Source organism: Actinoplanes ianthinogenes (genome assembly GCF_018324205.1).
Classification (GTDB): Bacteria; Actinomycetota; Actinomycetes; order Mycobacteriales; family Micromonosporaceae; genus Actinoplanes; species Actinoplanes ianthinogenes.
In genome coordinates this window covers 5,417,635-5,440,770 of record NZ_AP023356.1, presented here as the reverse complement: position 1 = coordinate 5,440,770, position 23,136 = coordinate 5,417,635, and the positions used below count along the sequence as shown (strand labels likewise).

37 protein-coding genes and 1 riboswitch are annotated in these 23,136 nt (G+C 69.3%); of the genes, 1 reads left to right on the top strand and 36 read right to left on the bottom strand.

The window, feature by feature from the left end:
- Positions 1 to 10: 10 nt before the first annotated feature.
- From thiD to Aiant_RS24665, 8 genes are all read right to left on the bottom strand, one after another.
- Positions 11 to 775 (bottom strand): bifunctional hydroxymethylpyrimidine kinase/phosphomethylpyrimidine kinase, encoded by a 765-nt coding sequence (thiD, locus tag Aiant_RS24700; protein WP_189329215.1) that lies wholly within the window; start codon positions 773 to 775, stop codon positions 11 to 13.
- Complete coding sequence (locus Aiant_RS24695) at positions 772 to 1,464, bottom strand: thiamine phosphate synthase (protein WP_189329214.1); 693 nt, start codon at positions 1,462 to 1,464, stop codon at positions 772 to 774. The genes thiD and Aiant_RS24695 overlap by 4 nt, the downstream gene beginning before the upstream one ends.
- A complete protein-coding gene (locus tag Aiant_RS24690) occupies positions 1,458 to 2,210 on the bottom strand; it encodes a thiazole synthase (RefSeq protein ID WP_189329213.1) in 753 nt (250 codons plus the stop codon). The genes Aiant_RS24695 and Aiant_RS24690 overlap by 7 nt, the downstream gene beginning before the upstream one ends.
- Entirely contained in the window at positions 2,207 to 2,407 is a 201-nt protein-coding gene (gene thiS, locus Aiant_RS24685) for a sulfur carrier protein ThiS (protein ID WP_189329212.1), read from the bottom strand. The genes Aiant_RS24690 and thiS overlap by 4 nt, the downstream gene beginning before the upstream one ends.
- Positions 2,398 to 3,414: a glycine oxidase ThiO gene (gene thiO, locus Aiant_RS24680; RefSeq protein ID WP_189329211.1), complete on the bottom strand. Its 1,017-nt coding sequence runs from the start codon at positions 3,412 to 3,414 to the stop codon at positions 2,398 to 2,400. The genes thiS and thiO overlap by 10 nt, the downstream gene beginning before the upstream one ends.
- On the bottom strand, positions 3,411 to 3,995 hold the full coding sequence (locus tag Aiant_RS24675; protein WP_189329210.1) for a thiamine phosphate synthase: 585 nt from the start codon (positions 3,993 to 3,995) through the stop codon (positions 3,411 to 3,413). The genes thiO and Aiant_RS24675 overlap by 4 nt, the downstream gene beginning before the upstream one ends.
- Positions 3,989 to 4,099: riboswitch (TPP riboswitch) on the bottom strand. Its footprint overlaps the gene before it by 7 nt.
- A gap of 33 nt (positions 4,100 to 4,132) precedes the next feature.
- A complete protein-coding gene (locus Aiant_RS24670) occupies positions 4,133 to 5,779 on the bottom strand; it encodes an ABC-F family ATP-binding cassette domain-containing protein (RefSeq protein WP_189329209.1) in 1,647 nt (548 codons plus the stop codon).
- Between the two features lie 26 nt (positions 5,780 to 5,805).
- Positions 5,806 to 6,426 carry a class I SAM-dependent methyltransferase gene (locus tag Aiant_RS24665; protein ID WP_189329208.1) on the bottom strand — a complete coding sequence of 207 codons (621 nt, stop codon included), beginning with the start codon at positions 6,424 to 6,426 and terminating at the stop codon, positions 5,806 to 5,808.
- 95 nt (positions 6,427 to 6,521) lie between these two features.
- Here Aiant_RS24665 and Aiant_RS24660 point away from each other — a divergent pair, with 95 nt between their 5' ends.
- On the top strand, positions 6,522 to 7,271 hold the full coding sequence (locus Aiant_RS24660) for a hypothetical protein (protein ID WP_189329207.1): 750 nt from the start codon (positions 6,522 to 6,524) through the stop codon (positions 7,269 to 7,271).
- Positions 7,272 to 7,810: 539 nt separating this feature from the next.
- Here the strand turns inward: Aiant_RS24660 and truA are convergent.
- From truA to rpsS, 28 genes are all read right to left on the bottom strand, one after another.
- Positions 7,811 to 8,635, bottom strand: coding sequence for a tRNA pseudouridine(38-40) synthase TruA (gene truA / locus Aiant_RS24655; RefSeq protein ID WP_189329206.1), 825 nt, complete (start codon positions 8,633 to 8,635; stop codon positions 7,811 to 7,813).
- A gap of 93 nt (positions 8,636 to 8,728) precedes the next feature.
- Complete coding sequence (gene rplQ, locus Aiant_RS24650; protein ID WP_189329205.1) at positions 8,729 to 9,301, bottom strand: 50S ribosomal protein L17; 573 nt, start codon at positions 9,299 to 9,301, stop codon at positions 8,729 to 8,731.
- 39 nt (positions 9,302 to 9,340) lie between these two features.
- Positions 9,341 to 10,363, bottom strand: a complete 1,023-nt coding sequence (locus Aiant_RS24645) for a DNA-directed RNA polymerase subunit alpha (RefSeq protein WP_014440749.1) — start codon at positions 10,361 to 10,363, stop codon at positions 9,341 to 9,343.
- Positions 10,364 to 10,445: 82 nt separating this feature from the next.
- Positions 10,446 to 11,072 (bottom strand): 30S ribosomal protein S4, encoded by a 627-nt coding sequence (rpsD, locus tag Aiant_RS24640; protein ID WP_189329204.1) that lies wholly within the window; start codon positions 11,070 to 11,072, stop codon positions 10,446 to 10,448.
- Positions 11,073 to 11,088: 16 nt separating this feature from the next.
- Positions 11,089 to 11,496 (bottom strand): 30S ribosomal protein S11, encoded by a 408-nt coding sequence (gene rpsK / locus Aiant_RS24635; RefSeq protein ID WP_014440747.1) that lies wholly within the window; start codon positions 11,494 to 11,496, stop codon positions 11,089 to 11,091.
- Positions 11,497 to 11,513: 17 nt separating this feature from the next.
- Positions 11,514 to 11,894 (bottom strand): 30S ribosomal protein S13, encoded by a 381-nt coding sequence (rpsM, locus tag Aiant_RS24630; protein WP_185039472.1) that lies wholly within the window; start codon positions 11,892 to 11,894, stop codon positions 11,514 to 11,516.
- A 155-nt stretch (positions 11,895 to 12,049) separates the two neighbouring features.
- Complete coding sequence (gene rpmJ, locus Aiant_RS24625; protein WP_014687778.1) at positions 12,050 to 12,166, bottom strand: 50S ribosomal protein L36; 117 nt, start codon at positions 12,164 to 12,166, stop codon at positions 12,050 to 12,052.
- A gap of 49 nt (positions 12,167 to 12,215) precedes the next feature.
- Complete coding sequence (infA, locus tag Aiant_RS24620; RefSeq protein ID WP_007073013.1) at positions 12,216 to 12,437, bottom strand: translation initiation factor IF-1; 222 nt, start codon at positions 12,435 to 12,437, stop codon at positions 12,216 to 12,218.
- Positions 12,438 to 12,696: 259 nt separating this feature from the next.
- Entirely contained in the window at positions 12,697 to 13,140 is a 444-nt protein-coding gene (locus Aiant_RS24615) for a DUF1707 SHOCT-like domain-containing protein (protein WP_229829883.1), read from the bottom strand.
- Positions 13,141 to 13,173: 33 nt separating this feature from the next.
- A complete protein-coding gene (map, locus tag Aiant_RS24610; protein ID WP_189329203.1) occupies positions 13,174 to 14,007 on the bottom strand; it encodes a type I methionyl aminopeptidase in 834 nt (277 codons plus the stop codon).
- 1 nt (position 14,008) lies between these two features.
- Positions 14,009 to 14,662, bottom strand: a complete 654-nt coding sequence (locus Aiant_RS24605) for an adenylate kinase (RefSeq protein WP_189329202.1) — start codon at positions 14,660 to 14,662, stop codon at positions 14,009 to 14,011.
- Between the two features lie 71 nt (positions 14,663 to 14,733).
- On the bottom strand, positions 14,734 to 16,074 hold the full coding sequence (gene secY, locus Aiant_RS24600) for a preprotein translocase subunit SecY (RefSeq protein WP_189329747.1): 1,341 nt from the start codon (positions 16,072 to 16,074) through the stop codon (positions 14,734 to 14,736).
- Between the two features lie 231 nt (positions 16,075 to 16,305).
- Positions 16,306 to 16,755, bottom strand: a complete 450-nt coding sequence (rplO, locus tag Aiant_RS24595; RefSeq protein ID WP_189329201.1) for a 50S ribosomal protein L15 — start codon at positions 16,753 to 16,755, stop codon at positions 16,306 to 16,308.
- A complete protein-coding gene (rpmD, locus tag Aiant_RS24590) occupies positions 16,756 to 16,938 on the bottom strand; it encodes a 50S ribosomal protein L30 (protein ID WP_014687772.1) in 183 nt (60 codons plus the stop codon).
- Positions 16,938 to 17,558, bottom strand: a complete 621-nt coding sequence (gene rpsE, locus Aiant_RS24585) for a 30S ribosomal protein S5 (RefSeq protein ID WP_189329200.1) — start codon at positions 17,556 to 17,558, stop codon at positions 16,938 to 16,940. The genes rpmD and rpsE overlap by 1 nt, the downstream gene beginning before the upstream one ends.
- Positions 17,559 to 17,571: 13 nt before the next feature.
- Positions 17,572 to 17,967, bottom strand: a complete 396-nt coding sequence (rplR, locus tag Aiant_RS24580; protein ID WP_425322615.1) for a 50S ribosomal protein L18 — start codon at positions 17,965 to 17,967, stop codon at positions 17,572 to 17,574.
- Entirely contained in the window at positions 17,964 to 18,503 is a 540-nt protein-coding gene (rplF, locus tag Aiant_RS24575) for a 50S ribosomal protein L6 (protein ID WP_189329199.1), read from the bottom strand. Before rplF ends, rplR begins: the two co-directional genes overlap by 4 nt.
- 14 nt (positions 18,504 to 18,517) lie before the next feature.
- Positions 18,518 to 18,925 (bottom strand): 30S ribosomal protein S8, encoded by a 408-nt coding sequence (gene rpsH / locus Aiant_RS24570; protein WP_014440735.1) that lies wholly within the window; start codon positions 18,923 to 18,925, stop codon positions 18,518 to 18,520.
- A gap of 125 nt (positions 18,926 to 19,050) precedes the next feature.
- A complete protein-coding gene (locus tag Aiant_RS24565) occupies positions 19,051 to 19,236 on the bottom strand; it encodes a type Z 30S ribosomal protein S14 (RefSeq protein WP_020513598.1) in 186 nt (61 codons plus the stop codon).
- 2 nt (positions 19,237 to 19,238) lie between these two features.
- Positions 19,239 to 19,808 carry a 50S ribosomal protein L5 gene (gene rplE / locus Aiant_RS24560; RefSeq protein ID WP_189329198.1) on the bottom strand — a complete coding sequence of 190 codons (570 nt, stop codon included), beginning with the start codon at positions 19,806 to 19,808 and terminating at the stop codon, positions 19,239 to 19,241.
- Entirely contained in the window at positions 19,808 to 20,128 is a 321-nt protein-coding gene (gene rplX, locus Aiant_RS24555; RefSeq protein ID WP_189329745.1) for a 50S ribosomal protein L24, read from the bottom strand. Before rplX ends, rplE begins: the two co-directional genes overlap by 1 nt.
- On the bottom strand, positions 20,125 to 20,493 hold the full coding sequence (rplN, locus tag Aiant_RS24550; RefSeq protein WP_093618755.1) for a 50S ribosomal protein L14: 369 nt from the start codon (positions 20,491 to 20,493) through the stop codon (positions 20,125 to 20,127). The genes rplX and rplN overlap by 4 nt, the downstream gene beginning before the upstream one ends.
- 91 nt (positions 20,494 to 20,584) lie before the next feature.
- The gene (rpsQ, locus tag Aiant_RS24545) at positions 20,585 to 20,860 is read right to left on the bottom strand and encodes a 30S ribosomal protein S17 (RefSeq protein ID WP_189329197.1); all 276 of its coding nucleotides are present in this window, start codon (positions 20,858 to 20,860) and stop codon (positions 20,585 to 20,587) included.
- Positions 20,857 to 21,090 (bottom strand): 50S ribosomal protein L29, encoded by a 234-nt coding sequence (gene rpmC / locus Aiant_RS24540; RefSeq protein ID WP_185039464.1) that lies wholly within the window; start codon positions 21,088 to 21,090, stop codon positions 20,857 to 20,859. Before rpmC ends, rpsQ begins: the two co-directional genes overlap by 4 nt.
- Positions 21,090 to 21,515 carry a 50S ribosomal protein L16 gene (gene rplP / locus Aiant_RS24535; protein WP_014687763.1) on the bottom strand — a complete coding sequence of 142 codons (426 nt, stop codon included), beginning with the start codon at positions 21,513 to 21,515 and terminating at the stop codon, positions 21,090 to 21,092. The genes rpmC and rplP overlap by 1 nt, the downstream gene beginning before the upstream one ends.
- 3 nt (positions 21,516 to 21,518) lie before the next feature.
- Positions 21,519 to 22,346 carry a 30S ribosomal protein S3 gene (gene rpsC, locus Aiant_RS24530; RefSeq protein ID WP_189329196.1) on the bottom strand — a complete coding sequence of 276 codons (828 nt, stop codon included), beginning with the start codon at positions 22,344 to 22,346 and terminating at the stop codon, positions 21,519 to 21,521.
- A complete protein-coding gene (gene rplV, locus Aiant_RS24525; RefSeq protein WP_189329195.1) occupies positions 22,346 to 22,804 on the bottom strand; it encodes a 50S ribosomal protein L22 in 459 nt (152 codons plus the stop codon). The genes rpsC and rplV overlap by 1 nt, the downstream gene beginning before the upstream one ends.
- A gap of 37 nt (positions 22,805 to 22,841) precedes the next feature.
- Positions 22,842 to 23,123: a 30S ribosomal protein S19 gene (rpsS, locus tag Aiant_RS24520; RefSeq protein ID WP_014687760.1), complete on the bottom strand. Its 282-nt coding sequence runs from the start codon at positions 23,121 to 23,123 to the stop codon at positions 22,842 to 22,844.
- Between the last annotated feature and the right edge of the window lie 13 nt (positions 23,124 to 23,136).

Here is a 23,136-nt window from a genome sequence, read left to right as displayed (position 1 = left end):
AGTCCGGGCCCTACCGCGCCCAGAAGTGGTCCAGCGGTCCGGGCCCGGCGCCCAGCCGCCAGGAGGCGCCGCCGCGCAGCGCCCCGGTCACGTATCGCTTCGCCGCCGCGACCGCGTCCGGCACCGAGTCGCCGGCCGCCAGCCGCACCGCGATCGCCGAGGAGAAAGTGCACCCCGACCCGTGGTTGTTCGCCGTCGGCACCGGCTCGCCGCGCAGCTCGGACGTCGCCCCGTCGTGCCAGAGCAGGTCGACCGCCAGTTCGCTCCCGGTCACCACCACGGCGCGCGGTCCGCGGCCGGCCAGCGCGGCCGCCGCCGCGGCCATCTCCGAGGCGGTCTCGACTCGCTGTCCGACGAGGGCGCCGGCTTCCGCTCGGTTCGGGGTCACGACTTCGGCGTACGGCAGCAGCACCGAAACGATCGAGGCCTCCCCGAGCCGGCTCCCCGAGGTGGCCACCAGCACCGGGTCGACGACCAGATTCGGCAGGTCGGCGGCGCGGTCGGCGAGCACCTCGGCGACGGCGGGATCGGCGATCATCCCGACCTTGACGGCGGCCACCGGGAGGTCGCTGAGCACGGCGTCCAGCTGGGCGGCGACGGTGCCGGCGGGGATCGGGTGGATCGCGGTCACGCCCAGCGTGTTCTGGGCGGTGACGGCGGTGAGGACCGAGGTCCCGTAGGCGCCGAGGGCGGCGAAGGTCTTGAGATCGGCCTGGATGCCGGCGCCGCCGCCGGAGTCGGAGCCGGCGATGGTGAGGACTACCGGCGGGGTCATGCCCGGGCCTCGCTGTGCCGTTGTCCACATTGTTTCGTTGTCCACAGGGTGGGGGCGGGGTCCTCGGGGGCGGCGTCACACTGGGACTCGGGGTCGCCCCCCAGGGCGGGTGGGGGCTGTGATTGAGCGGCGGCAAACGACCCGGCCAACATCCGAGCCACCCGCTCCGGATTCGCCGCCCGCATGACCGCCCCCAACACCGCGATCCCTGCCGCCCCCGCCCCCGCACACTCCGCCGCCCGAGCCGCCGAATCCACCCCACCCAACGCCAGCCACGGAACACTCCCAGCAAGCTCCGCGGCCCGCACCACACCCAGCGCCGGCCCATACCCCGGCTTCGTCGAAGTCAGATAGATCGGCGAGAGCGTCACATAGTCCACACCGGACAGCACCTCGGTCCCATGCCAAGACCGCCCGACCAGCGGCACCCCGTCCGGCACCGGATCCGCCGCCGCCAGATGCACCGCCGCCCCACCGAGCGGATCCGGCCCGGCCACGATCAGCCGCCCGGCCGGCACCACCGCCCGCAGCTCCTCCGCCAGCTCGACGCGCTGCTCGCGGGGCAGGTCACGTTCGCGCAGCACCACCCAGGCCGCTCCCCCGCGCACCGCGGCGGCGACCGTCTCCACCAGCGGCCCCACCGCTGATCGCCGATCGGTGAGCACCACCAGCCCGCCCGGGGTCACCACACCGGTATCCCCTCGTCCGGTGTGGACGCCACCGCGTGGAACCGCCGCGGGATCCGCCCGGCCCGCCGGGCAAGCCGTCCCGCCGCGACCGCGTGCCGCATCGCCACCGCCATCGTGGTGGGGTCGTCAGCCCGGGTGATCGCGCTGGCGACCAGCACCGCGTCGCAGCCCAGCTCCATCGCGAGGGTGGCGTCCGACGCGGTCCCGATCCCGGCGTCCAGGACCACCGGCACGTCGACGCTCTGCCGGATCAGCTCGATGTGGTGCGGGTTGGAGATGCCCAGCCCGGACCCGATCGGCGAACCGGCGGGCATCACCGCGGCACACCCCGCGTCGGCCAGCCGGCGGGCCAGGATCGGGTCGTCCGTGGTGTACGGCAGCACCGTGAACCCGTCCATGACCAGCGCCTCCGCCGCTTTCAGCAGCTCGACGCCATCCGGCAGCAGGGTCCGCTCGTCCCCGATCACCTCCAGTTTGATCAGGTCGGTCTCGAATGCCTCCCGCGCCATCCGAGCCGTCTTGATCGCGTCTCCGGCGGTGTAGCACCCGGCCGTGTTCGGCAGGATCCGCACCTTGAGCCGCTCCAGCATCGGCAGCAGCCCGGGCCCGGCCGCCTCGACCCGCCGCAGCGCCACGGTGACCAGGTCGGTCTCCGACGCGACGATCGCCTCCTCCAGCGCGGCGAGGCTGTTCGCGCCGCCGGTGCCGAGGATGAGTCCGTTCTCCGGTAGCAGGTCCACGGTCACCCGCCCTGCGCGGCGGTCAGCACCTCGACCGCGTCGCCGTCGGCCAGGTCGACCTGTGCCCAGGTGGACCGCGGCACGACCGAGCCGTTGACGGCGACCGCGACGCCGCGGTGCGCGTCGGTGATCTCGGCGACCAGGGCGGCCACCGAGCAGGACTCGGACCGGGTCTGGTGCCGGCCGTTGACGGTCAGGCGCATCCGAACCTCCCGGGGGTGAAAGCGTCGATGATCGGGTCGGTCTCCCCGGTGAGCACCAGGTCGGCGATCAGGCGCGCGGTGATCGGCGCGAGCAGGATCCCGTTGCGGTGGTGCCCGGCCGCGACGATCACGTTGTCGCGGAGGGTTCCGAGGATGGGGGCGTTGTCCGGGGTGCCGGGGCGGTGCCCGACGCTGACCTCGGCGAGTTCGTGCTCGGCGAGGCCGGGGACCAGGTCGAGGGCGGCCCGCAGCAGGTCGTGGACGCCGCCGGCGGTGGGTGTGCGGTCCGTGCGCTCCTCCTGGGTGGCGCCGACCACGACTTCGCCGTCGGCGCGCGGGACCAGGTAGACGTGCCGCCCGTCGGCGGCGCCGTCGATCACGTGCCGGAGCAGTCCGGGCTCGCCTCTGAGCCGGAGCACCTGGCCTTTCACCGGCCGGATCGGCAGCCCGGTGAGGGCCGCCGTGCCGCAGCCGGCCGCGACCACGACGACTTCCGCTTCCAGTTCGGACACGGCAGAGACAAAACGCTTTTCGGTACGCCCGTCGAGCGCCGCCCGCAACGCCCCGACCACACGGCGCGGGTCCACCTGCCGCTCGGTCGGCGCGTAGGCACCGGCCCGGATCCGCGGGGAGAGCGCGGGCGCCAGATCCCGCACCTGCGAGCCGGTGAGCGGCGCCAGCTTCTGATGCTTCCACTCCCGGGCCATCTCGGTCACGTCGTCCGCGGTGAGCGCCACCCCGAGGGTCCCCGCGCTGTCGTAGCCGACCTCACCCAGGCCGGCGGCGAAGGCCGGCCACAGCTCGCCCGACGCCTCCAGCAGTCGCTCCAGCTGCGGAACCTCGAAGACCGACTCGCCACCCGGGGCGAGCATCCCGGCGGCGACGTGCCAGGCCCCGTCGGTCCCGTCCGGCGCCGGGTCGTAGACGGTGACGTCCGCCCCGCGGCGCAGCAGCTCGGCCGCGATGCTCAGCCCGATGATCCCGCCGCCGACGATCGCGGCCCTCATGCCAGCGCCTTCAGGAACGCGGCGGCCGCGCCGCGCGGGTCCGCGGTGAACGCCGCGACGGCGGCGATCCCGTGCGTCTTGAGCAGCGGGGCCCGCTCCAGGGTGATCCCGCCGATCGCCAGGACCGGGGTGCCCGGGACGGCCGCGGCGACCTCGGCGACCCGGTCCGGCCCGAGCGGCGGCGGCAGTCCGTCCTTGGTGGACGTGGGGAAGGTGGGGCCGACCCCCAGGTAGGACGCGCCGTCGGCGACCGCGGCGCGGGCCGCCTCCGGGGTGCGGCAGGTGGCGCCGACGATCGCGGCCGGGCCGAGCACCTGCCGGGCGGCTGCCACGGGCAGGTCGTCGGCGCCGACGTGCACGCCGTCCGCTCCGGCCGCCAGTGCCACGCCGATCCGGTCGTTGACCAGGCACATCGCTCCGGCGTCGCGGCAGATCTCGAGAGCGGCGACGGTTATCGCGTACGCGAAACGGTCGTTGCTCTTGATTCTGATCTGCACCGCCACGCCGGGCTGTGCGACCCCGCGGACGACGTCCAGGTCGTCGGTGATGACGTGCAGTCTGGGGAACGACAATGCGTCCATGACGCGCTCCTCCCTGCGCCGGCATGATCCGGATCAGGTTCGACGGTCGGGGGCCGCATCAGCCCCCCTCTCAGCCCGGTGCCCGGACTCCCGTGGGTTGTTGTAACCGGACCCTAACCGGTCCGTGACGATCCGCGCTAGCGGACGTCCCAAACCGGCTCGGGGACCTCGACCACCTCGTTGTCGGCCCTGAACAGCACGAACCGGTCGAAGGAACGGGTGAACCAGCGGTCGTGGGTGACCGCGATCACTGTCCCGTCGAAGCCCTTCAACCCCTCCTCCAGGGCCTCCGCGGAGGCCAGGTCGAGGTTGTCGGTCGGCTCGTCGAGCAGCAGCAACGTCGCCCCGGACAGCTCCAGCAGCAGCACCAGGAAACGCGCCTGCTGGCCGCCGGAGAGGGTGCCGAACCGCTGGTCGCCCTGCGCCGAGAGCTCGTAGCGGCTGAGGTGTTTCATCGCGCCCGCCCGGTCCATCCCGGAGCGATGGTCGTCACCCCGCCAGAGGATCTCGACGAGTGTCTTCTCCATCAGCTCGGGCCGGTCGTGGGTCTGCGAGAAGTGGCCGGGCCGGACCCGGGCGCCGAGCCGGGCCACGCCGCTGTGCTTCACGTGCGCGAGCGGCGCCCCGTCGACCGGCTGGTGCTCCAGGTCGGGCTCGCTGCCGCCGGCCGCCAGCAGCCGCAGGAAGTGCGACTTGCCGGTGCCGTTCGCGCCGAGCACGGCCACCCGGTCGCCGTACCAGATCTCCAGATCGAACGGGAACGTCAGATTTTCCAGTTCGAGCTGCTCGCAGATCACCGCGCGCTTGCCGGTGCGGCCGCCGCGCAGGTTCATCCGGACCGACTGCTCCTTGGGCGGCAGCGGCGGCGGACCGGCCTCCTCGAACTTGCGCAGCCGGGTCTGCGCGGCCTGATAACGCGAGGCCAGCCCGTCGTTGTAGGCCGCCTTGTTCTTCAGCGTGAACACCAGCTCGCGCAGCTTCTCGTGCTCCTCGTCCCAGCGGCGGCGCAGCTCCTCCATCCGCTCGTGCCGGTTCGACCGGGCCTCGTGCCAGGAGGCGAACCCGCCCGGATGCGTCCACGCGCCGCCGCCCTCGACCGCGACCACCCGGTCGGCGGTCTGCGCCAGCAGCTCCCGGTCGTGCGAGACGTACATGATCGTCTTGGCCGACTCCCGGATCCGCTGCTCCAGCCAGCGCTTGGCGGGCACGTCGAGGAAGTTGTCCGGCTCGTCGAGCAGCAGCACCTCGTCGGTGCCGCGCAGCAGCAGGTCGAGGGCGAACCGTTTCTGCTCGCCGCCGGAGAGGGTGCGCACCACGCGGTGCTTCGTCTCCTCCCACGGCTTGCCGAGGATCGCGACCGCGACGGTGTCGAAGACCACCTCGGCGTCGTATCCGCCGGCCTCGCCCCAGGCGGTGAGGGCGTTCGCGTACGCGATCTGGCTCTTCTCCGTCTCGTCCAGCGCCGCCGTCGCCCTCGCCAGCCGCTCGCCCGCCTCCCGCAGCGGCGGCGCGACCAGCGAGAGTGCCAGGTCCTCCAGCGTCCGGTCGTCACCGATCATGCCGATGAACTGGCGCATCACGCCCAGCCCGCCGACCCGCGCGACGGTGCCGGACTGCATCGGGATGTCGCCGGCCACCATCCGCAGCAGGGTGGTCTTGCCCGCCCCGTTCGGCCCGACCAGCGCGACCTTGGCGCCCTCACCGACCCGGAACGACACGTCGGCGAACAGCTCCCGGCCATCCGGCAGCACGAACCCGGCGCCGGCCACATCCACGTAACCCATGCCCGGCATCCTGCCCGGTCAGCGCCTCAGGCGACAGCCGGTTTCCGGTGCACCCGGAGCACCCGGAACCCCTTCTGGCTGGCCACCCGCTCGACCTGCCAGCCCTTGCCGGCCAGCCAGGTGTGCAGCGAGTCACCGCCCAGGTTCCGGTTGATCACCAGCCAGGCGACCCCGTCCGGGGCGAGCCAGGGCAGCCAGCGCTCCATCAGCGCGTGCAGCTCGGCCTTGCCGACGTGGGTGGGCGGGTTGCTCCAGATCTCGGTGAACGTGACGTCGTCCGGCACGTCGTCCGGCGCGCTCACCCGGACCCGGCCGGCCAGCCCCAGAGCGGTCGCGTTCTCCACGGTCAGATCGCGGGCCCGGGAGTTCACGTCGATCGCGTAGACGATGGTCCCCGGCGCCTCGGTGGCCAGCACGCAGGTGATCGGGCCGTAACCGCAGCCCAGGTCGAGCAGCGCTCCCGCGGTCCCGGCCGTGGGCAGCTCGGCCTTGCGCAGCAGCACCGCGGTGCCCGGGTCGAGCCGCCCGGCCGAGAACACCCCGGAGGCGACGGCGAGCCGGTAGTCCCGCCCGGCCACGCTGAACTCGATCTCACCCCGACGCATCGGGGCGTCCGGGTCGGTGCTGAAGTAATGCTCGGCGGTCACCCCGTCAGTCTCCCGCGTCACAACGCCGCCGCGACGACCGGGTGGCGGACAGGCTGTGCGTTCATCGATCGACGTGCGCTCCTACGTTGTCACCCATGCGGTACGCCACCCCGAACCGCTCCGCCCACCGCGCCACCCCGGCACTCGACCTGATGTTCCTGGTCCGGAGCCTCCCCCGGCCCAGCGCCGGCCAGCACCGCCAGCACACCCGGACTCAGGCCGCGCCGCGACGGCACGCCTGGCGTGAGCCGTATCCGGCCATCCAGCTGTTCACCCGCGGCCTGGCCGCGCTGATCGTGCTGGGCATCTTCCTGACGCTCGGCTTCCTGGTCGTCGCCGACGACCATCAGGACCCGGTCACCCCCGCCGGCCGGGTGCCGCTCACCGTCCCGGACGCCTTCCCGGCCGGCGCGGCCGGTTATCGGGTGGAAAGAGCGGTGGCCGAGGCCGACTGCACGCTCGCGGTCACCGGCGACTTGCGGTCCGCGCTTTCGGCGTACGGGTGCAGCCAGGCCGTCCGCGCGAATCTCACCGTCCCGGACGGGGACTACCAGGTCACCGCGGGCATCCTCGACCTGGCCGACGCGCAGAGCGCGGTGGCCGTGGCGGACCGGGTCCGGCAGCTGGTCGAGACCGGCGACGGCAGCTTCACCTCGATGACCGGGACACCGACCGCCGCGGGCACCCCGATCGGCTGGCGGGCCCGGGGCCACTACCTGATCTACTGCGCGATCGCCGGCCCGGGCGGCGAGCCCGCCCTGGGCGAGGATCCGCAGCTCCAGGAAATCACCGCACACCTGCTCGACACGTACCTGAGTGACCAGGTCCTCGCCCACCGCCCCTGACCGTCGATACCCGGCCGCACGCCCGTCGCCTGCCTTACCCGGTGTCCTGGCTCGCCCGGTGTCCTGGCTTGCCGAGACCGGGCTGGCGTCCATGGCCCTCGCCCCGGCCCGGATAGGGCATACGCGCCAGCCCGAGGCATCGAGCTGGCGTCCATGGCCCTTGCCCCGGCCCGAATGGGGCCATACGCGCCAGCCGAAGGCATCCAGCTGGCGTCCATGGCCCTCGCCCCGGCCCGAATGGGGCCATACGCGCCAGCCGAAGGCATCCAGCTGGCGTCCATGGCCCTCGCCCCGGCCCGGATAGGGCCATACGCGCCAGCCGAAGGCATCCAGCTGGCGTCCATGGCCCTTGCCCCGGCCCGGATAGGGCCATACGTGCCAGCCGAAGGCATCGAGCTGGCGTCCATGGCCCTTGCCCCGGCCCAGATGGGGCCATACGTGCCAGCTGAACAGGGCATCGGTCGGCCGGGCGGGATACCGGGCGGTTTCCTGGCGGCGTGACCGCGTCAGGGAACGCGACGGGCTCGCTGAGGGGGAGGTCAGGCGCGCAGGCGCCGCGTAGCGTCGGCGCGGGCCGCATACTCCGTCTCGGCCGGATACCCCACGGCGACCAGGGTCAGCCCGTGCGCCGGTGCCACCGTCACCTCGCTGGACCGCTCCCGCAGCGTGAGCAGCTTGGCCGGCCAGTCCGGTTCGCGGCGGCCCTCGCCGACCGCGAGCATCGCGCCGACCAGGCTGCGGACCATGGCCTGGCAGAACGCGTCGGCCTGCACGGTGGCGACCAGCGTGCGGTCCGCCTCCCGGCGCCAGTCCAGCCGGTTGATCGCGCGGATCGTGGTGGCGTGCTCCTTGCGCTTGCAGAACGCGGCGAAGTCGTGCTCGCCGAGCAGCCCGGCCGCGGCGGCGTTCAACCGGTCCAGGTCGAGCGGACGCAGCCAGCCGAGGGTGTCGTAGCGGCGCAGCGGCTCCGGCCCCCAGCCGTCGTCGCAGACCCGGTACTCATATCGCCGGAACGTCGCGGAGAACCGTGCGTCGAACGTGTCCGGCACCGGCAGCACGCCCTTGACCCGGGCATCCGGCGGCATCAGCGCGCTCAGCCGGCGCAGCAGCGAGCCGGCCAGTTCCTCGTACCGCTCGGCGGGCAGGTCGATGTGACACACCTGGCCGGTGGCGTGCACCCCGGCGTCCGTCCGGCCGGCCACGGTCAGGCCCAGCGGCCACTCCGCGCCCGAGGCACCCAGGATCCGCCGCAGAGCTTCGATCAAAACCCCGGCTACGGTACGACGTCCGGGCTGCACCGCCCAGCCGGAGAAGTCCGCGCCGTCGTACGAGACGTCGAGGCGCAGGCGGGTCGTTTCCGTCATCGGGGGCGGCTCCTCGCGTACCGAAAATCGGGTTTGATCCAAGCGAAAGGCCCGGCTCCCCGCCAGGGGGTGCCGGGCCTCGCCTGAGGTGAATCAGGCCTTGTCGGTGTCTTCGCCTTCGGCCTTGGTGCCCGGGCCCTCGGCGTCCTTGTCACCGGACGCGCTGACCGGAGCCTCGGCGTCCTGGTCGTCGGCGACCGCGGCGGGCGCGGTCTCCTCCGGGGCCAGGGCCTCGACCTTGTCCTGCTGCGCGGCCTTGCGAGCGGCGGACTTGGCGGCCGGGCTGGGCGCGGTGGTGGCCGCGACCGGAGCCTCCTCGACCAGTTCGATGATCGCCATCGGAGCGGCGTCACCCTTGCGGGGACCGGTCTTGGTGATCCGGGTGTAGCCACCGGGACGGCCGGTGTACCGCGGAGCGATCTGCTCGAACAGGGCGTACACGACGTCCTTGTCCTTCACGACGGTCAGCACCCGGCGACGGGCGTGCAGGTCGCCCCGCTTGGCCTTCGTGATGAGCTGCTCAGCCAGCGGGCGCAGCCGCTTCGCCTTGGTCTCGGTGGTCTTGATCTTCCCGTGCCGGAAGAGCTCGGTGGCCAGGTTGGCCATGATGAGCTTCTCGTGTGCCGGGCTGCCGCCGAGGCGGGCACCCTTGGTGGGCGTGGGCATTTCAGATGCTCCTTGAAGAAGTGGCGCAGGCCGGAGAGCTTAGAGCTGCTCGGTCTCGCGGTAGTCGTCGGTGTCGTAGTCCACGTCGCCGAACGAGTCCACGACGTGCGCCGGGTCGAAGGACGGCGCGCTGTCCTTGAGGCCCAGGCCCATTCCGGCGAGCTTCATCTTGACCTCGTCGATGGACTTCTGGCCGAAGTTCCGGATGTCCAGGAGGTCCGCCTCGGTACGCCCGATCAGCTCACCGACGCTGTTGATGCCCTCCCGCTTGAGGCAGTTGTACGACCGGACGGTGAGGTCCAGCTCCTCGATCGGGAGAGCCAGGTCGGCAGCGAGCTGCGCGTCCTGCGGCGACGGGCCGATGTCGATGCCCTCGGCGGTCTCGTCCAGCTCCCGGCACAGGCCGAAGAGCTCGACCAGGGTGGAACCGGCCGACGCCAGGGCGGTCCGCGGCGAGATGGACGCCTTCGACTCGACGTCGATGATCAGACGGTCGAAGTCGGTGCGCTGCTCGACACGGGTCGCCTCGACACGGTAGGTGACCTTGAGCACCGGCGAGTAGATCGAGTCGACCGGGATCCGGCCGATCTCCGCGCCCGCGCTCTTGTTCTGCGCCGCGGTGACGTAGCCACGGCCACGCTCCACGGTCAGCTCCATGTCGAGCCGGCCCTTGCTGTTCAGCGTCGCCAGCTTCAGATCGGGGTTGTGCACGGAGACACCGGCCGGCGGCTGGATGTCCCCGGCGGTCACGTCGCCCGGGCCCTGCTTGCGCAGGTACATGCTGACCGGCTCGTCGTGCTCGGAGCTGACGGTCAGTTCCTTGACGTTCATGACCAGCTCGACCACGTCCTCCTTGACACCGGGGATCGTGGTGAACTCGTGCAGCACGCCGTCGATCTTGATGCTGGTGACCGCCGCGCCCGGGATGGACGACAGCAGGGTCCGCCGCAGCGAGTTACCGAGGGTGTAGCCGAAGCCCGGCTCCAGAGGCTCGATGGTGAACCGGGAGCGGGTCTCGCTGAGCGACTCCTCCGAGAGGGTCGGCCGCTGGCTGATGAGCACGCTGTTCTTCTTTCTGTCAGGCCAACCGCTATTTGATGGCCGTCGGGAATGCCCGGCGCCTTCGCAGACGCCGGGCAACTTGTTACTTGGAGTAGAGCTCCACGATCAGCTGCTCCTGAACCTGCGTGTCGATGACAGCGCGGGCCGGGAGCGAGTGGATCAGGATCTTCATCTCGCTCGGGATGGGCTCGAGCCACGCCGGCACCGGCCGGGAACCGGCCTGCGCCTGGGCGACGACGAAGGGGGTCATCTCCTTCGACTTCTCCCGGAGCGTGACGATGTCGTGCTCCTTCACCCGGTACGACGGGATGTCGACCTTGACGCCGTTCACCAGGAAGTGGCCGTGCTTGACCAGCTGGCGGGCGGCGTCGCGGGACGCGGCGTAGCCGGCCCGGTAGACGACGTTGTCCAGACGCGACTCGAGGATCTGCAGCAGCACCTCACCGGTCTTGCCGGGCTTGGTGACAGCCTCCTCGTAGTACCCGCGGAACTGCTTCTCGAGCACGCCGTACACGCGGCGGGCCTTCTGCTTCTCGCGGTGCTGGAGCAGGTACTCGGTCTCCTTGGTCCGGCCGCGGCCGTGCTGGCCGGGCGGGAAGGGACGCGACTCGAACGGGCACTTCGGCCCGTCGCACTTGCTGCCCTTGAGGAACAGCTTCATCTTCTCGCGGCGGCAGCGCTTGCAGTCCGCACCTACGTAACGAGCCATTGTTTCCAGATCTCCCTTAGACCCGACGACGCTTCGGCGGACGGCACCCGTTGTGCGGCTGCGGGGTCACGTCGGAGATCTGACCGACCTCGAGACCAGCGGCCTGCAGCGAACGGATGGCGGTCTCCCGGCCGGAGCCGGGGCCCTTGACGAAAACGTCGACCTTGCGCATGCCGTGCTCCATGGCCCGGCGAGCGGCGGCCTCGGCGGCCAGCTGCGCGGCGAACGGAGTCGACTTGCGGGAGCCCTTGAAGCCCACCTGGCCGGAAGAGGCCCAGGAGATGACCGCACCGGTCGGGTCGGTGATCGACACGATGGTGTTGTTGAAGGTGCTCTTGATGTGCGCCTGCCCGTGGGCGACGTTCTTGCGTTCCTTGCGCCGGACCTTCTTGACTGCGGCCCCTGCGCGTGCCTTCGGTGGCATAAGTCAGTGCGCTCCTATTACTTCCGACCGGGCTTCTTCTTACCGGCGACCGTGCGCTTCGGGCCCTTACGGGTACGAGCGTTGGTCCGGGTCCGCTGACCCCGAACGGGCAGACCCTTGCGGTGGCGGATGCCGGCGTAGCAGCCGATCTCAACCTTGCGGCGGATGTCCGCGGCGACCTCGCGGCGCAGGTCGCCCTCAACCTTGAAGTTGGCCTCAATGTATTCGCGGAGCTTGAGCAGCTCCTCCTCAGTGAGGTCCTTGGCGCGCTTGTTCAGGTCGATCGCCGTAGCGTTCAGTGCTTCGACGGACCGGGTGCGCCCGATCCCGAAGATGTAGGTGAGCGCGATCTCCATCCGCTTTTCGCGGGGAAGATCGACGCCGACGAGACGTGCCATTTCTGGGCGTACTCCTCGTTGTTGTCGCGGAGGTCTGTACCCGTCCCACCCCGCCTGCCCGGGCGGGCCCCGGCCTCCGACCGGGGGTGTGGCCACTCTCTAGGAGAGACGGCCGGGACGAGCTTGTTCAGTGGTGCGGATCCTGCGCGGGTTGATCAGCCCTGGCGCTGCTTGTGGCGCGGGTCGGTGCTGCAAATCACCATGACCCGGCCGTGCCGCCGGATGATCCGGCAGTTGTTGCAGATCCGCTTGACGCTCGGCTTGACCTTCACGGTTTGCCTTAACTCTCAGTCAGACGGGATAGAAAACCCCGTGACCCGGTTACTTGTAGCGGTAGACGATGCGCCCACGGGTCAGGTCGTACGGCGACAGCTCGACGACGACCCTGTCCTCGGGAAGGATACGGATGTAGTGCTGACGCATCTTCCCGGAGATGTGTGCCAGGACCTTGTGACCATTGGCGAGCTCAACGCGGAACATAGCGTTCGGCAGGGGCTCGATCACTCGGCCTTCGATCTCGATGGCTCCGTCTTTCTTTGGCATGTCCTCCGCTACCTGACATCGGGTTCTGGGGCAGGCTGTGCAACGTCGTACCCAAGCCGCTCGGGGCTTGGACCAGCCGCGGCTCCCCCTGCTCCTCGAAGCGCTGAGGACATGAAGGAGTGGACGCTGCGCGCCAGCAAGCCAGTCTACGCGCACGTTTCGGGGACGCCAAACCGAGGTCCCCTGACCCGGAGTCGGGCGTGTCACGCCGGCCTCAGCGACCCCGGAACTCCCGGCCGCATCGAGGGCCGGTCAGCGCTCAACGGCCCCGGCGACCGCGGTCCGTCAGGGCGCCCACGCCGGTGATGACCACCGGGATCAGCACCCAGGCCGGCCAGAAGTAATACGCGTGCCCGGAGGTGAAGGAGGTGATCGCCCAGATCACCGTGCAGATCAGGAAGGCGGTCAGCGCGGACTGGAAGGTGTGCCGGCCGCCGTGGCCGCGCTCGTCCTTGCCGACCGGCGCCGCGGCCGGGTGCTGCGCCGCCGGGTGCGGCTGCACCTGGGACTGCCGCGGTGGGACGGTGCCGGGGAGGTCGTCCAGGAGACCGTCCAGATCGGCGTACGTCCGGGCGCTGTAGGCCCGCTGGACTCTCTCGTCATATTCGTTCAGATCGAGCCGGCCCTCGTCGAGCGCGCTCTTCAACTGATCCGCTACGCGCTGACGATCACTGTCGCCGGCCCGCATCCCCTCGCGTCCCATGCGTCACAGCATGCCAGGCGGACGCTTGTACTCCTAGGGCTGCCTGGCGGTCACGAGATCGCCGAGGCGGGCCCGGCCGCCGTCCAGGGCGGTGGTCACCCACACCCCGTCGTCCAGCAGCGCCATGGTGTGCTCCACGTGCGCCGCGCGCGAGCCGTCCCGGGTCACCACGGTCCACCCGTCGGACAGCTCCAGGGTCCGCGGCGAGCCCAGCGTGATCATCGGCTCGATGGCCAGTGCCATCCCCGGGATCAGGCGCGGGCCGCGGCCCGGTTTGCCGTGGTTGAGCACGTGCGGCTCCTGGTGCATCTCGGTGCCGATGCCGTGCCCGCCGTAGCCGTCGACGATCCCGTACCGCCCGGCCTTGCGGATCACCTTCTCGATGTTGAACGAGATGTCGGTGAGCCGGCCACGGCCGTTCGCCGCGCCACGGGCGGCCGCGGCGATCCCGGCCCACATCGAGTCCTCGGCGACCTCGGCCATCCGCAGCAGCGCCGGGTCGGTCTCGCCGACGCCGACCGTGATCGCCGAGTCGCCGTGCCAGCCGTCCAGGATCGCGCCGCAGTCCAGCGAGATCAGGTCGCCCTCGACGAGGATCTGCTCGGCGCTCGGGATGCCGTGCACCACCTGCTCGTTGACCGAGGCGCAGATCGAGGCCGGGAAGCCGTGGTAGCCCTTGAACGACGGGATGGCCCCGGCGTCCCGGATCGTCTTCTCCGCGATGGCGTCGAGATCGGCGGTCGAGACGCCGGGAGCGACCGCGTCGCGCATCGCCTCCAGCGCCGCGTGGACGACCAGGCCGGCCGCCCGCATCTTGACGATCTGCTCCGGCGTCTTCAGCTGGATGTCCAGCTCCTGACGACGCATGTCAGCCCCCGTACGACCGCAGGGCGTCGATCGCGCGCACCGTGACGTCCTCGACCGGGCCGGTCGCGTCGATGCCCACCAGCTTGCCCTGGGCGCCGTAGTAGTCCACCAGCGGCGCGGTCTTGTCCGAGTACTCCACCAGGCGGTTGGCGATGGTCTCGGCTTTGTCGTCGTCCCGCTGGAACAGCTCCGACCCACAGCGGTCGCAGATGTTCTCCTTGCTGGTCGGGTCGAACTCGACGTGCCAGATCTTGCCGCAGCCCCGGCAGGTCCGGCGGCCGGAGAGCCGCCGGATCACCTCGTCGTCGTCGACCACGAGCTCCATCACCAGGTCCAGCGCGGTGCCCAGGTCGGCCAGCAGCTTGTCCAGCGCGGCGGCCTGCGGCACCGTGCGCGGGAACCCGTCCAGCAGGAACCCGTCGCCGGCGTCCGGCTCGGCGAGCCGGTCGCGGACCATGTTGATGGTCACCTCGTCCGGCACCAGCTGGCCGGCGTCCATGTACCGCTTCGCCTCGACCCCGAGCGGAGTCCCCTGCGACACGTTGGCCCGGAAGATGTCCCCGGTCGAGATCTTCGGTACGGCGAGATGGGCGGCGATGAACTCAGCCTGGGTCCCCTTGCCGGCCCCCGGAGGGCCCACCAGTACCAGCCGCACCTACATCGCCTCGCTTCGTCCGCAAGAAGCCACGCCAACCGCCGCCAGAGCCCCCCGGCTCCGCGTACCCACTACCGGAGGAACCCTTCGTAGTTCCGCTGCATGAGCTGGCTCTCGATCTGCTTCACCGTCTCCAGGCCCACGCCGACCATGATCAGCACGGCGGTGCCACCGAACGGGAAGTTCTGGTACTGCTTCTGGTCCAGCCAGATGAAGAAGAAGTTCGGCAGGACCGAGATCAGACCCAGGTAGAGCGCGCCCGGCAGGGTGATCCGGCTGAGGATGAAGTCCAGGTAGTCGGCGGTCGGCTTGCCCGGGCGGATACCCGGCACGAAACCACCGTACTTCTTCATGTTCTCCGCGACCTCAGTCGGGTTGAACGTGATCGACACGTAGAAGTACGTGAAGAAGATGATCAGCAGGAAGTAGACGCTGATGTACAGCCAGCTGGTCGGCGACGCGAGCCAGTTCTGGATCCAGATCTGGTACGGCTTCAGGTTGTTCTTGTCGAAGAACTGCAAGTACAGCTGCGGCAGGTAGAGCAGCGACGACGCGAAGATGACCGGGACGACACCCGCCTGGTTCACCTTCAGCGGGATGTAGGTGGAGGTGCCGCCGTACATCCGCCGGCCGATCATGCGCTTGGCGTACTGCACCGGGATGCGCCGCTGGGCCTGCTCGATGAAGACCACCAGGCCGATGATCACCAGGACCAGCGCGATCACCAGGAGGAACTTGGCGGTGCCGGCGGACTGCTTGATGGTCCAGCCCTCACCGGGGAGGCGGGCCGCGATCGAGGTGAAGATCAGGACGGACATGCCGTTGCCGACGCCGCGGTCGGTGACCAGCTCGCCGAGCCACATCACCACGCCGGTGCCGGCGGTCATCGTCATCACCAGCACCGTGAGCGTGAGCCACATCGGAATGCCGGTGTTCTCCGGGATGATCTGGTACTGCGGGTTGTCCTGGTCGCAGAGACCGCCGAACAGCTGGCCGGTCCGGGCCAGGGCGACGAACGCCGACGACTGGAGGACCGCGAGGCCCAGCGTCAGGTACCGGGTGTACTGGGTGATCTTCGCCTGACCGGACTGACCCTCCTTGCGGAGCTGCTCGAGCCGCGGGATGACCACGGTCAGCAGCTGCAGGATGATCGACGCGGTGATGTACGGCATGATGCCGAGCGCGAAGACCGAGAGCTGGAGCAGAGCACCGCCGGAGAACAGGTTCAGCAGGTTCAGAACCTGGTTACCCGACTGCTCGGTGAGCTTGAGGCACGCCTTGACGTTGGTGTACGACACGCCGGGGCTGGGCAGCGTCGCGCCCAGCCGGTAGACGGCAATCATCGCCACCGTGAACAACAATTTCTTGCGCAGGTCAGGCGTCCGCAACGCACTCGTAAAAGCGGAGAGCAACTTCTTCCTCCTGCGCGAGGTGACCGCCACGTCGGCGGTACGGGGGGAGGGCAACGGTCCGGATGACCGATGTCCCTAACTGGAAACGGACTCTAACAGTCTTGGCCAGCCGTGGTCAGCCACGGTAGCCGTCCATGCGGCGCTGCGTCACGACCAATCACATAAGTGCTGGTCAAACGCCACAAGGGGATGCTCGCCGAACATGAGTCCGGACGAGCATCCCCGCAAGCCTCACAGCTCGGTGGTGGAACCACCAGCGGCTGCGATCTTCTCCTTGGCGGACTCGCTGAACGCGTGCGCCGAAATCGTCAGCGTCACGCCGCCCAGCTCGCCCGAGCCCAGGACCTTGACCGGCTGGCCCTTGCGGACCGCACCGGCCTCGACGAGCTCGGACGGGCCGACCTCGCCACCGTTCGGGAACAGCTCGGCAAGCCGGTCCAGGTTCACGACCTGGAACACGACCTTGTTGCGCGGGCGGTTCCGCAGGCCCTTGATCTTCGGCAGGCGCATGTGGATAGGCATCTGCCCACCCTCGAACGACGCCGGAGTGTTCTTCCGGGCGCCGGTGCCCTTGGTACCGCGACCGGCCGTCTTGCCCTTGGAGCCCTCACCACGACCCACGCGGGTCTTCTTGGTCTTGGCGCCCGGGGCCGGCTTCAGGTCATGAATCTTGATCGCCATTTACTCGACCTCCTCGACAGTGACGAGGTGGTTCACGGCGAAGATCATGCCCCGGATCTCGGGACGGTCCTCCTTGACCACCACATCGTTGATCCGCTTCAGCCCGAGCGAACGCAGCGAGTCCCGCTGGTTCTGCTTGCGACCGATCTCGGACCGGATCTGGGTGACCTTCAAGCGAGCCATCAGTGCACCGCCGCTTCCGCACGGGCCGCCAGCATCGCGGCCGGCGCCACGTCCTCGACCGGGAGGCTACGGCGAGCCGCAACCGCCTCCGGGGACTCGAGGCCCTTCAGCGCCGCCACGGTGGCGTGCACGATGTTGATCGGGTTCGAGGAGCCGAGGCTCTTCGAGAGGATGTCGTGGATGCCCGCGCACTCCAGCACGGCGCGCACCGGACCACCGGCGATGACACCGGTACCAGCGGACGCCGGCTTGAGCAGGACGACACCCGCGGCAGCCTCACCCGTGATCGGGTGCGGAATGGTCGCACCGATACGCGGAACCTTGAAGAAGTGCTTCTTGGCCTCCTCGACGCCCTTGGCGATCGCCGCGGGCACCTCCTTGGCCTTTCCGTAACCGACACCGACGGTGCCGTCACCGTCGCCGACGATCACCAGGGCGGTGAAGCTGAAGCGACGACCACCCTTGACGACCTTGGCGACACGGTTGATCGCGACGACCCGCTCGAGGTGCGGGGTCTTCTCGACGGGAGCGTTACGCCCGCCCTCGCGACGGTTGTCGCGGCGGCCGCCACCCTCGCTGTTACCGCCGGACCCGCCGCCACGGCGCTGCTGACCAGGCATTGGTCAATTCCTCCTAGAACTCGAGTCCGGCTTCGCGAGCGGCATCCGCAAGCGCGGCGATACGCCCCGCGTACTTGTTGCCACCGCGGTCGAAGACGACCTTGGAAATACCCGCGGCCTTGGCCCGCTCGGCGAGGAGCGTGCCGACCTTGCCGGCGTGCGCGCTCTTGTCGCCCTCGGTGCCCCGGATCGTGGTGTCGAGGGTCGAGGCCGAAGCCAGCGTGTGGCCCTTGAGGTCGTCGATGATCTGCGCGGTGATGTTCCGCGAGGACCGGGTGACGACCAGGCGGGGACGCTCGGCCGTGCCGCGCACGTTCTTGCGGACCCGGAAGTGCCGACGCGCCTTGCCAACGGCACGCTTCGCGGCGACACCGCCGCCATTGCGGCGCTTGAGCAGCGTGGCGGTCACTTCTTACCTGCCTTTCCAGCCTTGCGGCGGATGACCTCACCCTGGTACTTCACGCCCTTGCCCTTGTAGGGCTCCGGCGGGCGGATCTTCCGGATGTTGGCGGCGACCTCGCCGACCAGCTGCTTGTCGATGCCCGACACGGTGAACTGGGTCGGCTTCTCCACGGAGAAGCTGATGCCCGCCGGCGGCACGATGTTCACCGGGTGCGAGAAGCCCAGAGCGAACTCCAGGTCCTTGCCCTTGGCGGTGACACGGTAACCGGTGCCGTTGATCTCGAGGGTCTTCTTGTAGCCCTCGGTCACACCGACGATCATGTTGGCGACCAGGGTGCGCGAGAGACCGTGCAGCTCCTTGGCCTTGCGCTCGTCGTTCGGGCGGTTGACGACCAGTTCGGCGCCCTCCTGGGACACCGTGATCGGCTCGGCCACGGTGTGCGTGAGCTCGCCCTTGGGGCCCTTGACCTTGACGGTCTGCCCCGTGATGGTGACGTCGACGCCGGCCGGGACCGGGATCGACTTACGTCCGATTCGCGACATGTCTAAGTCTCCAGTTACCAGACGAAGGCGAGGACTTCCCCGCCAACGCTCCGCTTGCGGGCCTGCTTGTCGGTCAGCAGTCCCTGGGACGTCGAAATGATCGCGACACCGAGACCACCGAGCACGCGCGGCAGCTCGTCGGACTTGGCGTACACCCGCAGGCCCGGCTTCGAGACGCGCTTGATGCCGGCGAGGCTGCGCTCGCGGTTCTGGCCGTACTTGAGCTCAACGACCAGACGCTTGCCGACCGCGCCCTCCTCGGGCTCCTCAGACGTCCACGACGCGATGTAACCCTCCGCCTTGAGGACCTCGGCGATGTTCGCCTTGATCTTCGAGTACGGCATGGTCACCTTGTCGTGGTACGCCTGGTTGGCGTTGCGCAGACGCGTCAGCATGTCTGCGATCGGGTCCGTCATCGTCATGGGTATTCGTCAACCTTTCTCGCCGGGGTTCCCGGTTGTGACGCCAGGCCTACGGCGAAGCGGTATTTCAGTTAACAGCCCGTAAGGTCCGCTTAAGGGCGGCGGGTGGGGCGGTTGGACGGGGGTTACCAGGAGGCCTTGGACACGCCGGGCAGCTCACCGCGGTGAGCCATGTCCCGCACGCAAACCCGGCACAGGCCGAACTTGCGGTAGACCGAGTGCGGGCGACCGCACTTCTGGCAGCGGGTGTAAGCGCGCACGGCGAACTTCGGCTTCGCGGCCGCCTTGAGAATCAGCGCCTTCTTAGCCATGCTCAGTTCTCCTTGAACGGGAAGCCCAGGAGCTTCAGCAGCGCCCGGCCCTCGTCGTCGGTGGTGGCCGTCGTGACGATCGTGATGTCCATGCCCCGCGGCCGGTCGATCTTGTCCTGATCGATCTCGTGGAACACCGACTGCTCGGTCAGGCCGAAGGTGTAGTTGCCGTGACCGTCCAGCTTGCGGCCGTCGAGGCCACGGAAGTCACGGATACGCGGCAGCGAGATGGACAGCAGCCGGTCCAGGAACTCCCACATCCGGTCGCCACGCAGGGTGACCTTGGCGCCGATCGGCATGCCCTCGCGGAGCTTGAACTGCGCGATGGACTTGGTCGCCCGGCGAACCAGCGGCTTCTGACCGGTGATCGTGGTCAGGTCGCGGACCGCGCCGTCAATCAGCTTGGCGTCCCGGGCAGCCTCGCCGACACCCATGTTCACGACGACCTTGACCAGGCCGGGGATCTGCATGGGGTTGGCGTACTTGTGCTGCTCCTGGAGCGCCGGGATGACCTCGGCCCGGTACTTGCTCTTCAGACGCGGCAGCGTCTTCGTCTCAGTGGCGGCAGTCATCACAGTTCCTTACCGGTCGTACGCGCGATACGGACCTTGGCGCCGTTCTCGTCGATCCGGTAACCGATCCGGGTCGGCTTCCCCTGGTCGTCCAGGATCTGGACGTTGGAGATGTGGATCGCGGCTTCCTGCGTGACGATGCCACCGGTCTTCGAACCACGCTGGGTGGTGCGGATGCGTTCGTGCTTCTTGACCCGGTTGACGCCCTCGACCAGGACCTTGTCCTGCCGCGGGAAGGCCGCGATGACCTTACCCTTGGCACCCTTGTCCTTGCCGGCGATGACGACGACCGTGTCGCCCTTCTTGATCTTCACGGTCAGAGCACCTCCGGCGCCAGGCTGATGATCTTCATGAACCGCTTGTCGCGCAGCTCGCGGCCGACCGGGCCGAAGATGCGGGTACCGCGGGGGTCCCCGCCGTCCTTGATGATGACGGCGGCGTTCTCGTCGAAGCGGATGTACGAGCCGTCCGGACGACGCCGCTCCTTGCTGGTGCGGACGACGACCGCCTTGACGACGTCACCCTTCTTCACACCGGCGCCGGGGATGGCGTCCTTGACCGTGGCCACGATGACGTCGCCGATGCTCGCGTAACGGCGACCGGAGCCACCGAGCACCCGGATGCACAGGATCTCCCGGGCACCCGTGTTGTCGGCGACGCGCAGTCGCGACTCCTGCTGGATCACGTCTGTCTCCTATGTCTGCCAGTTCTCCGGAAACAACCGAAGCTTGGCGGAACGATGGTCCGCTGGGCCGGCCGTAGCCGGCCCAGCGTACTCACTTGGCCTTTTCGAGGATCTCCACGATCCGCCACCGCTTGGTGGCGGAGAGCGGACGGGTCTCCATGATCGAAACCCGGTCGCCGATGCCGGCGGCGTTCTGCTCGTCGTGCACCTTCAGCTTGCGGGTACGGCGGATGACCTTGCCGTACAGCGCGTGCTTGACCCGGTCCTCGACCTCGACGACGACGGTCTTGTCCATCTTGTCGCTGACCACGAGACCCTCACGCACCTTGCGCTGAGCGCGCGGAGCGGTGGTGGTGTTCTCACTCATGCCGTCACCTCATCCGGCGCGACCGAGAGACCAAGCTCACGCTCACGCATGATCGTGTAGATCTTCGCGACGTCCTTGCGGACGACCTGCAGCCGACGGTGATTGTCGAGCTGGCCGGTCGCGCGCTGCACGCGAAGGTTGAACAGCTCCGCCTTGGCCTCCCGCAGCTTCGCGACCAGCTCCTCCTCGGAGAGTTCGCGGAGCTCGGCTGCCTTAACGCCCGCTGCCATCAGCTTTCACCCACTTCGCGCGTCACGATGCGGCACTTCATCGGGAGCTTGTGGATCGCGCGGCGCATCGCCTCACGCGCGACCGTCTCGTTCGGGAACGACATCTCGAAGAGAATGCGGCCCGGCTTGACGTTCGCCACCCACCACTCGGGAGAACCCTTACCGGAACCCATGCGGGTCTCGGCGGGCTTCTTGGTCAGTGCCTGGTCCGGGAAGATCGAGATCCAGACCTTGCCGCCACGCTTGATGTGACGGGTCATGGCGATACGAGCCGACTCGATCTGCCGGTTCGTCACGTACGCCGGCTCGAGAGCCTGGATACCGAACTCACCGAAGACGACCCGGTTGCCACCCTTGGACGCGCCGTGGCGGTCCGGGTGGTGCGGCTTACGGAAGCCCTTTGGGGGCTTACGGGGCATCAGCACAGGTCAGCCCTCCTGCTGCGTTTCGGCCGCAGCCGGAGCAGCGGCGGTGTCATCGGCGGTCGCCGCGGCCTGAGCCGCGCGGCCGGCCTCGGTGCCGCCCGCGGTCGTGCCGGACGAACCGGAACGGCCACGACGCGGACGCTCGGGACGGTCAGCGCGGTCCCGGCGCGGACGCGCGGGAGCCTCGGTGACGACCTCGCGACCCGGAACGGCGTCGCCCTTGTAGATCCAGACCTTCACGCCGATCCGGCCGAACGTGGTACGCGCCTCGAAGAAGCCGTACTCGATGTTCGCCCGCAGCGTGTGCAGCGGAACGCGACCCTCACGGTAGAACTCCGTGCGGCTCATCTCCGCGCCGCCGAGACGGCCGGAGACCTGCACCCGGATGCCCTTGCAGATCGGGTTCTTCATGGCCGACTGCATGGCCTTGCGCATCGCCCGCCGGAAGCTGACCCGGGAGGACAGCTGCTCGGCGACGCCCTGCGCCACCAGCTGAGCGTCCGACTCGGGGCTCTTCACCTCGAGGATGTTCAGCTGGACCTGCTTGCCGGTGAGCTTCTCGAGCTCGCCGCGGATCCGGTCCGCCTCCGCACCCTTACGGCCGATGACGATGCCCGGCCGGGCGGTGTGGATGTCGACCCGAACCCGGTCGCGGGTCCGCTCGATGTCCACCTTGGAGATGCCGGCACGCTCGAGGCCCTTGGACATCATGCGGCGGATCTTGACGTCCTCGCCGATGTAGTCCTTGTAGAGCTTGTCCGCGAACCAGCGGCTCTTCCAGTCGGTGGAGATGCCGAGGCGGAACCCGGTGGGGTGAACCTTCTGACCCATTACTCGGCACCCTCCGTGCTCTGGGACTCGGCGGCAGCCGGCTCAGCGGCCTTGTCGGCCTTCTTCGCCGCGGCCTTCTTCGCCGGGCGGGCCGTCTGGACCGCCTCGACCGCGATAGTGATGTGACACGTGCGCTTGCGGATCCGGTACGCCCGGCCCTGCGCCCGCGGACGGAACCGCTTGAGCGTGGGACCCTCGTCGACGAACGCCTCGCTCACGAGGAGGGCGTCGGGGTCGAGCCGCTCGTTGTTCTCCGCGTTCGCAACGGCGCTGGCAAGCACCTTGTAGACCTGCTCGCTGGCGGCCTGCGGCGCGAACTGCAGGACAATCAACGCCTCCTTCGCGGGCAGACCACGAACGAGGTTGACCACCCGGCGCGCCTTGGTCGGCGAGAGGCGCACGTGTCGCGCAATCGCCCGCGCGCCCGGAAGCACCGGAGCGTCGCCCTTTGCTGGCATCGCTGTAGCTCCTAAATCCTCTAATCCGTGTATCTGCTTAGCGACGACGGCTCTTGCGGTCGTCCTTCTCGTGACCCTTGAACGTGCGGGTCAGAGCGAACTCGCCGAGCTTGTGCCCGACCATCGCCTCGGTGACGAACACCGGGACGTGCTTGCGCCCGTCGTGCACGGCGATCGTGTGCCCGAGCATGTCCGGGATGATGGTCGAACGCCGCGACCAGGTCTTGATGACGTTCTTCGAGTTCTTCTCGTTCTGAACTTCCACCTTCTTGAGCAGGTGGTCGTCGACGAACGGGCCCTTCTTCAGGCTGCGAGGCATCTTTTAACTCCCG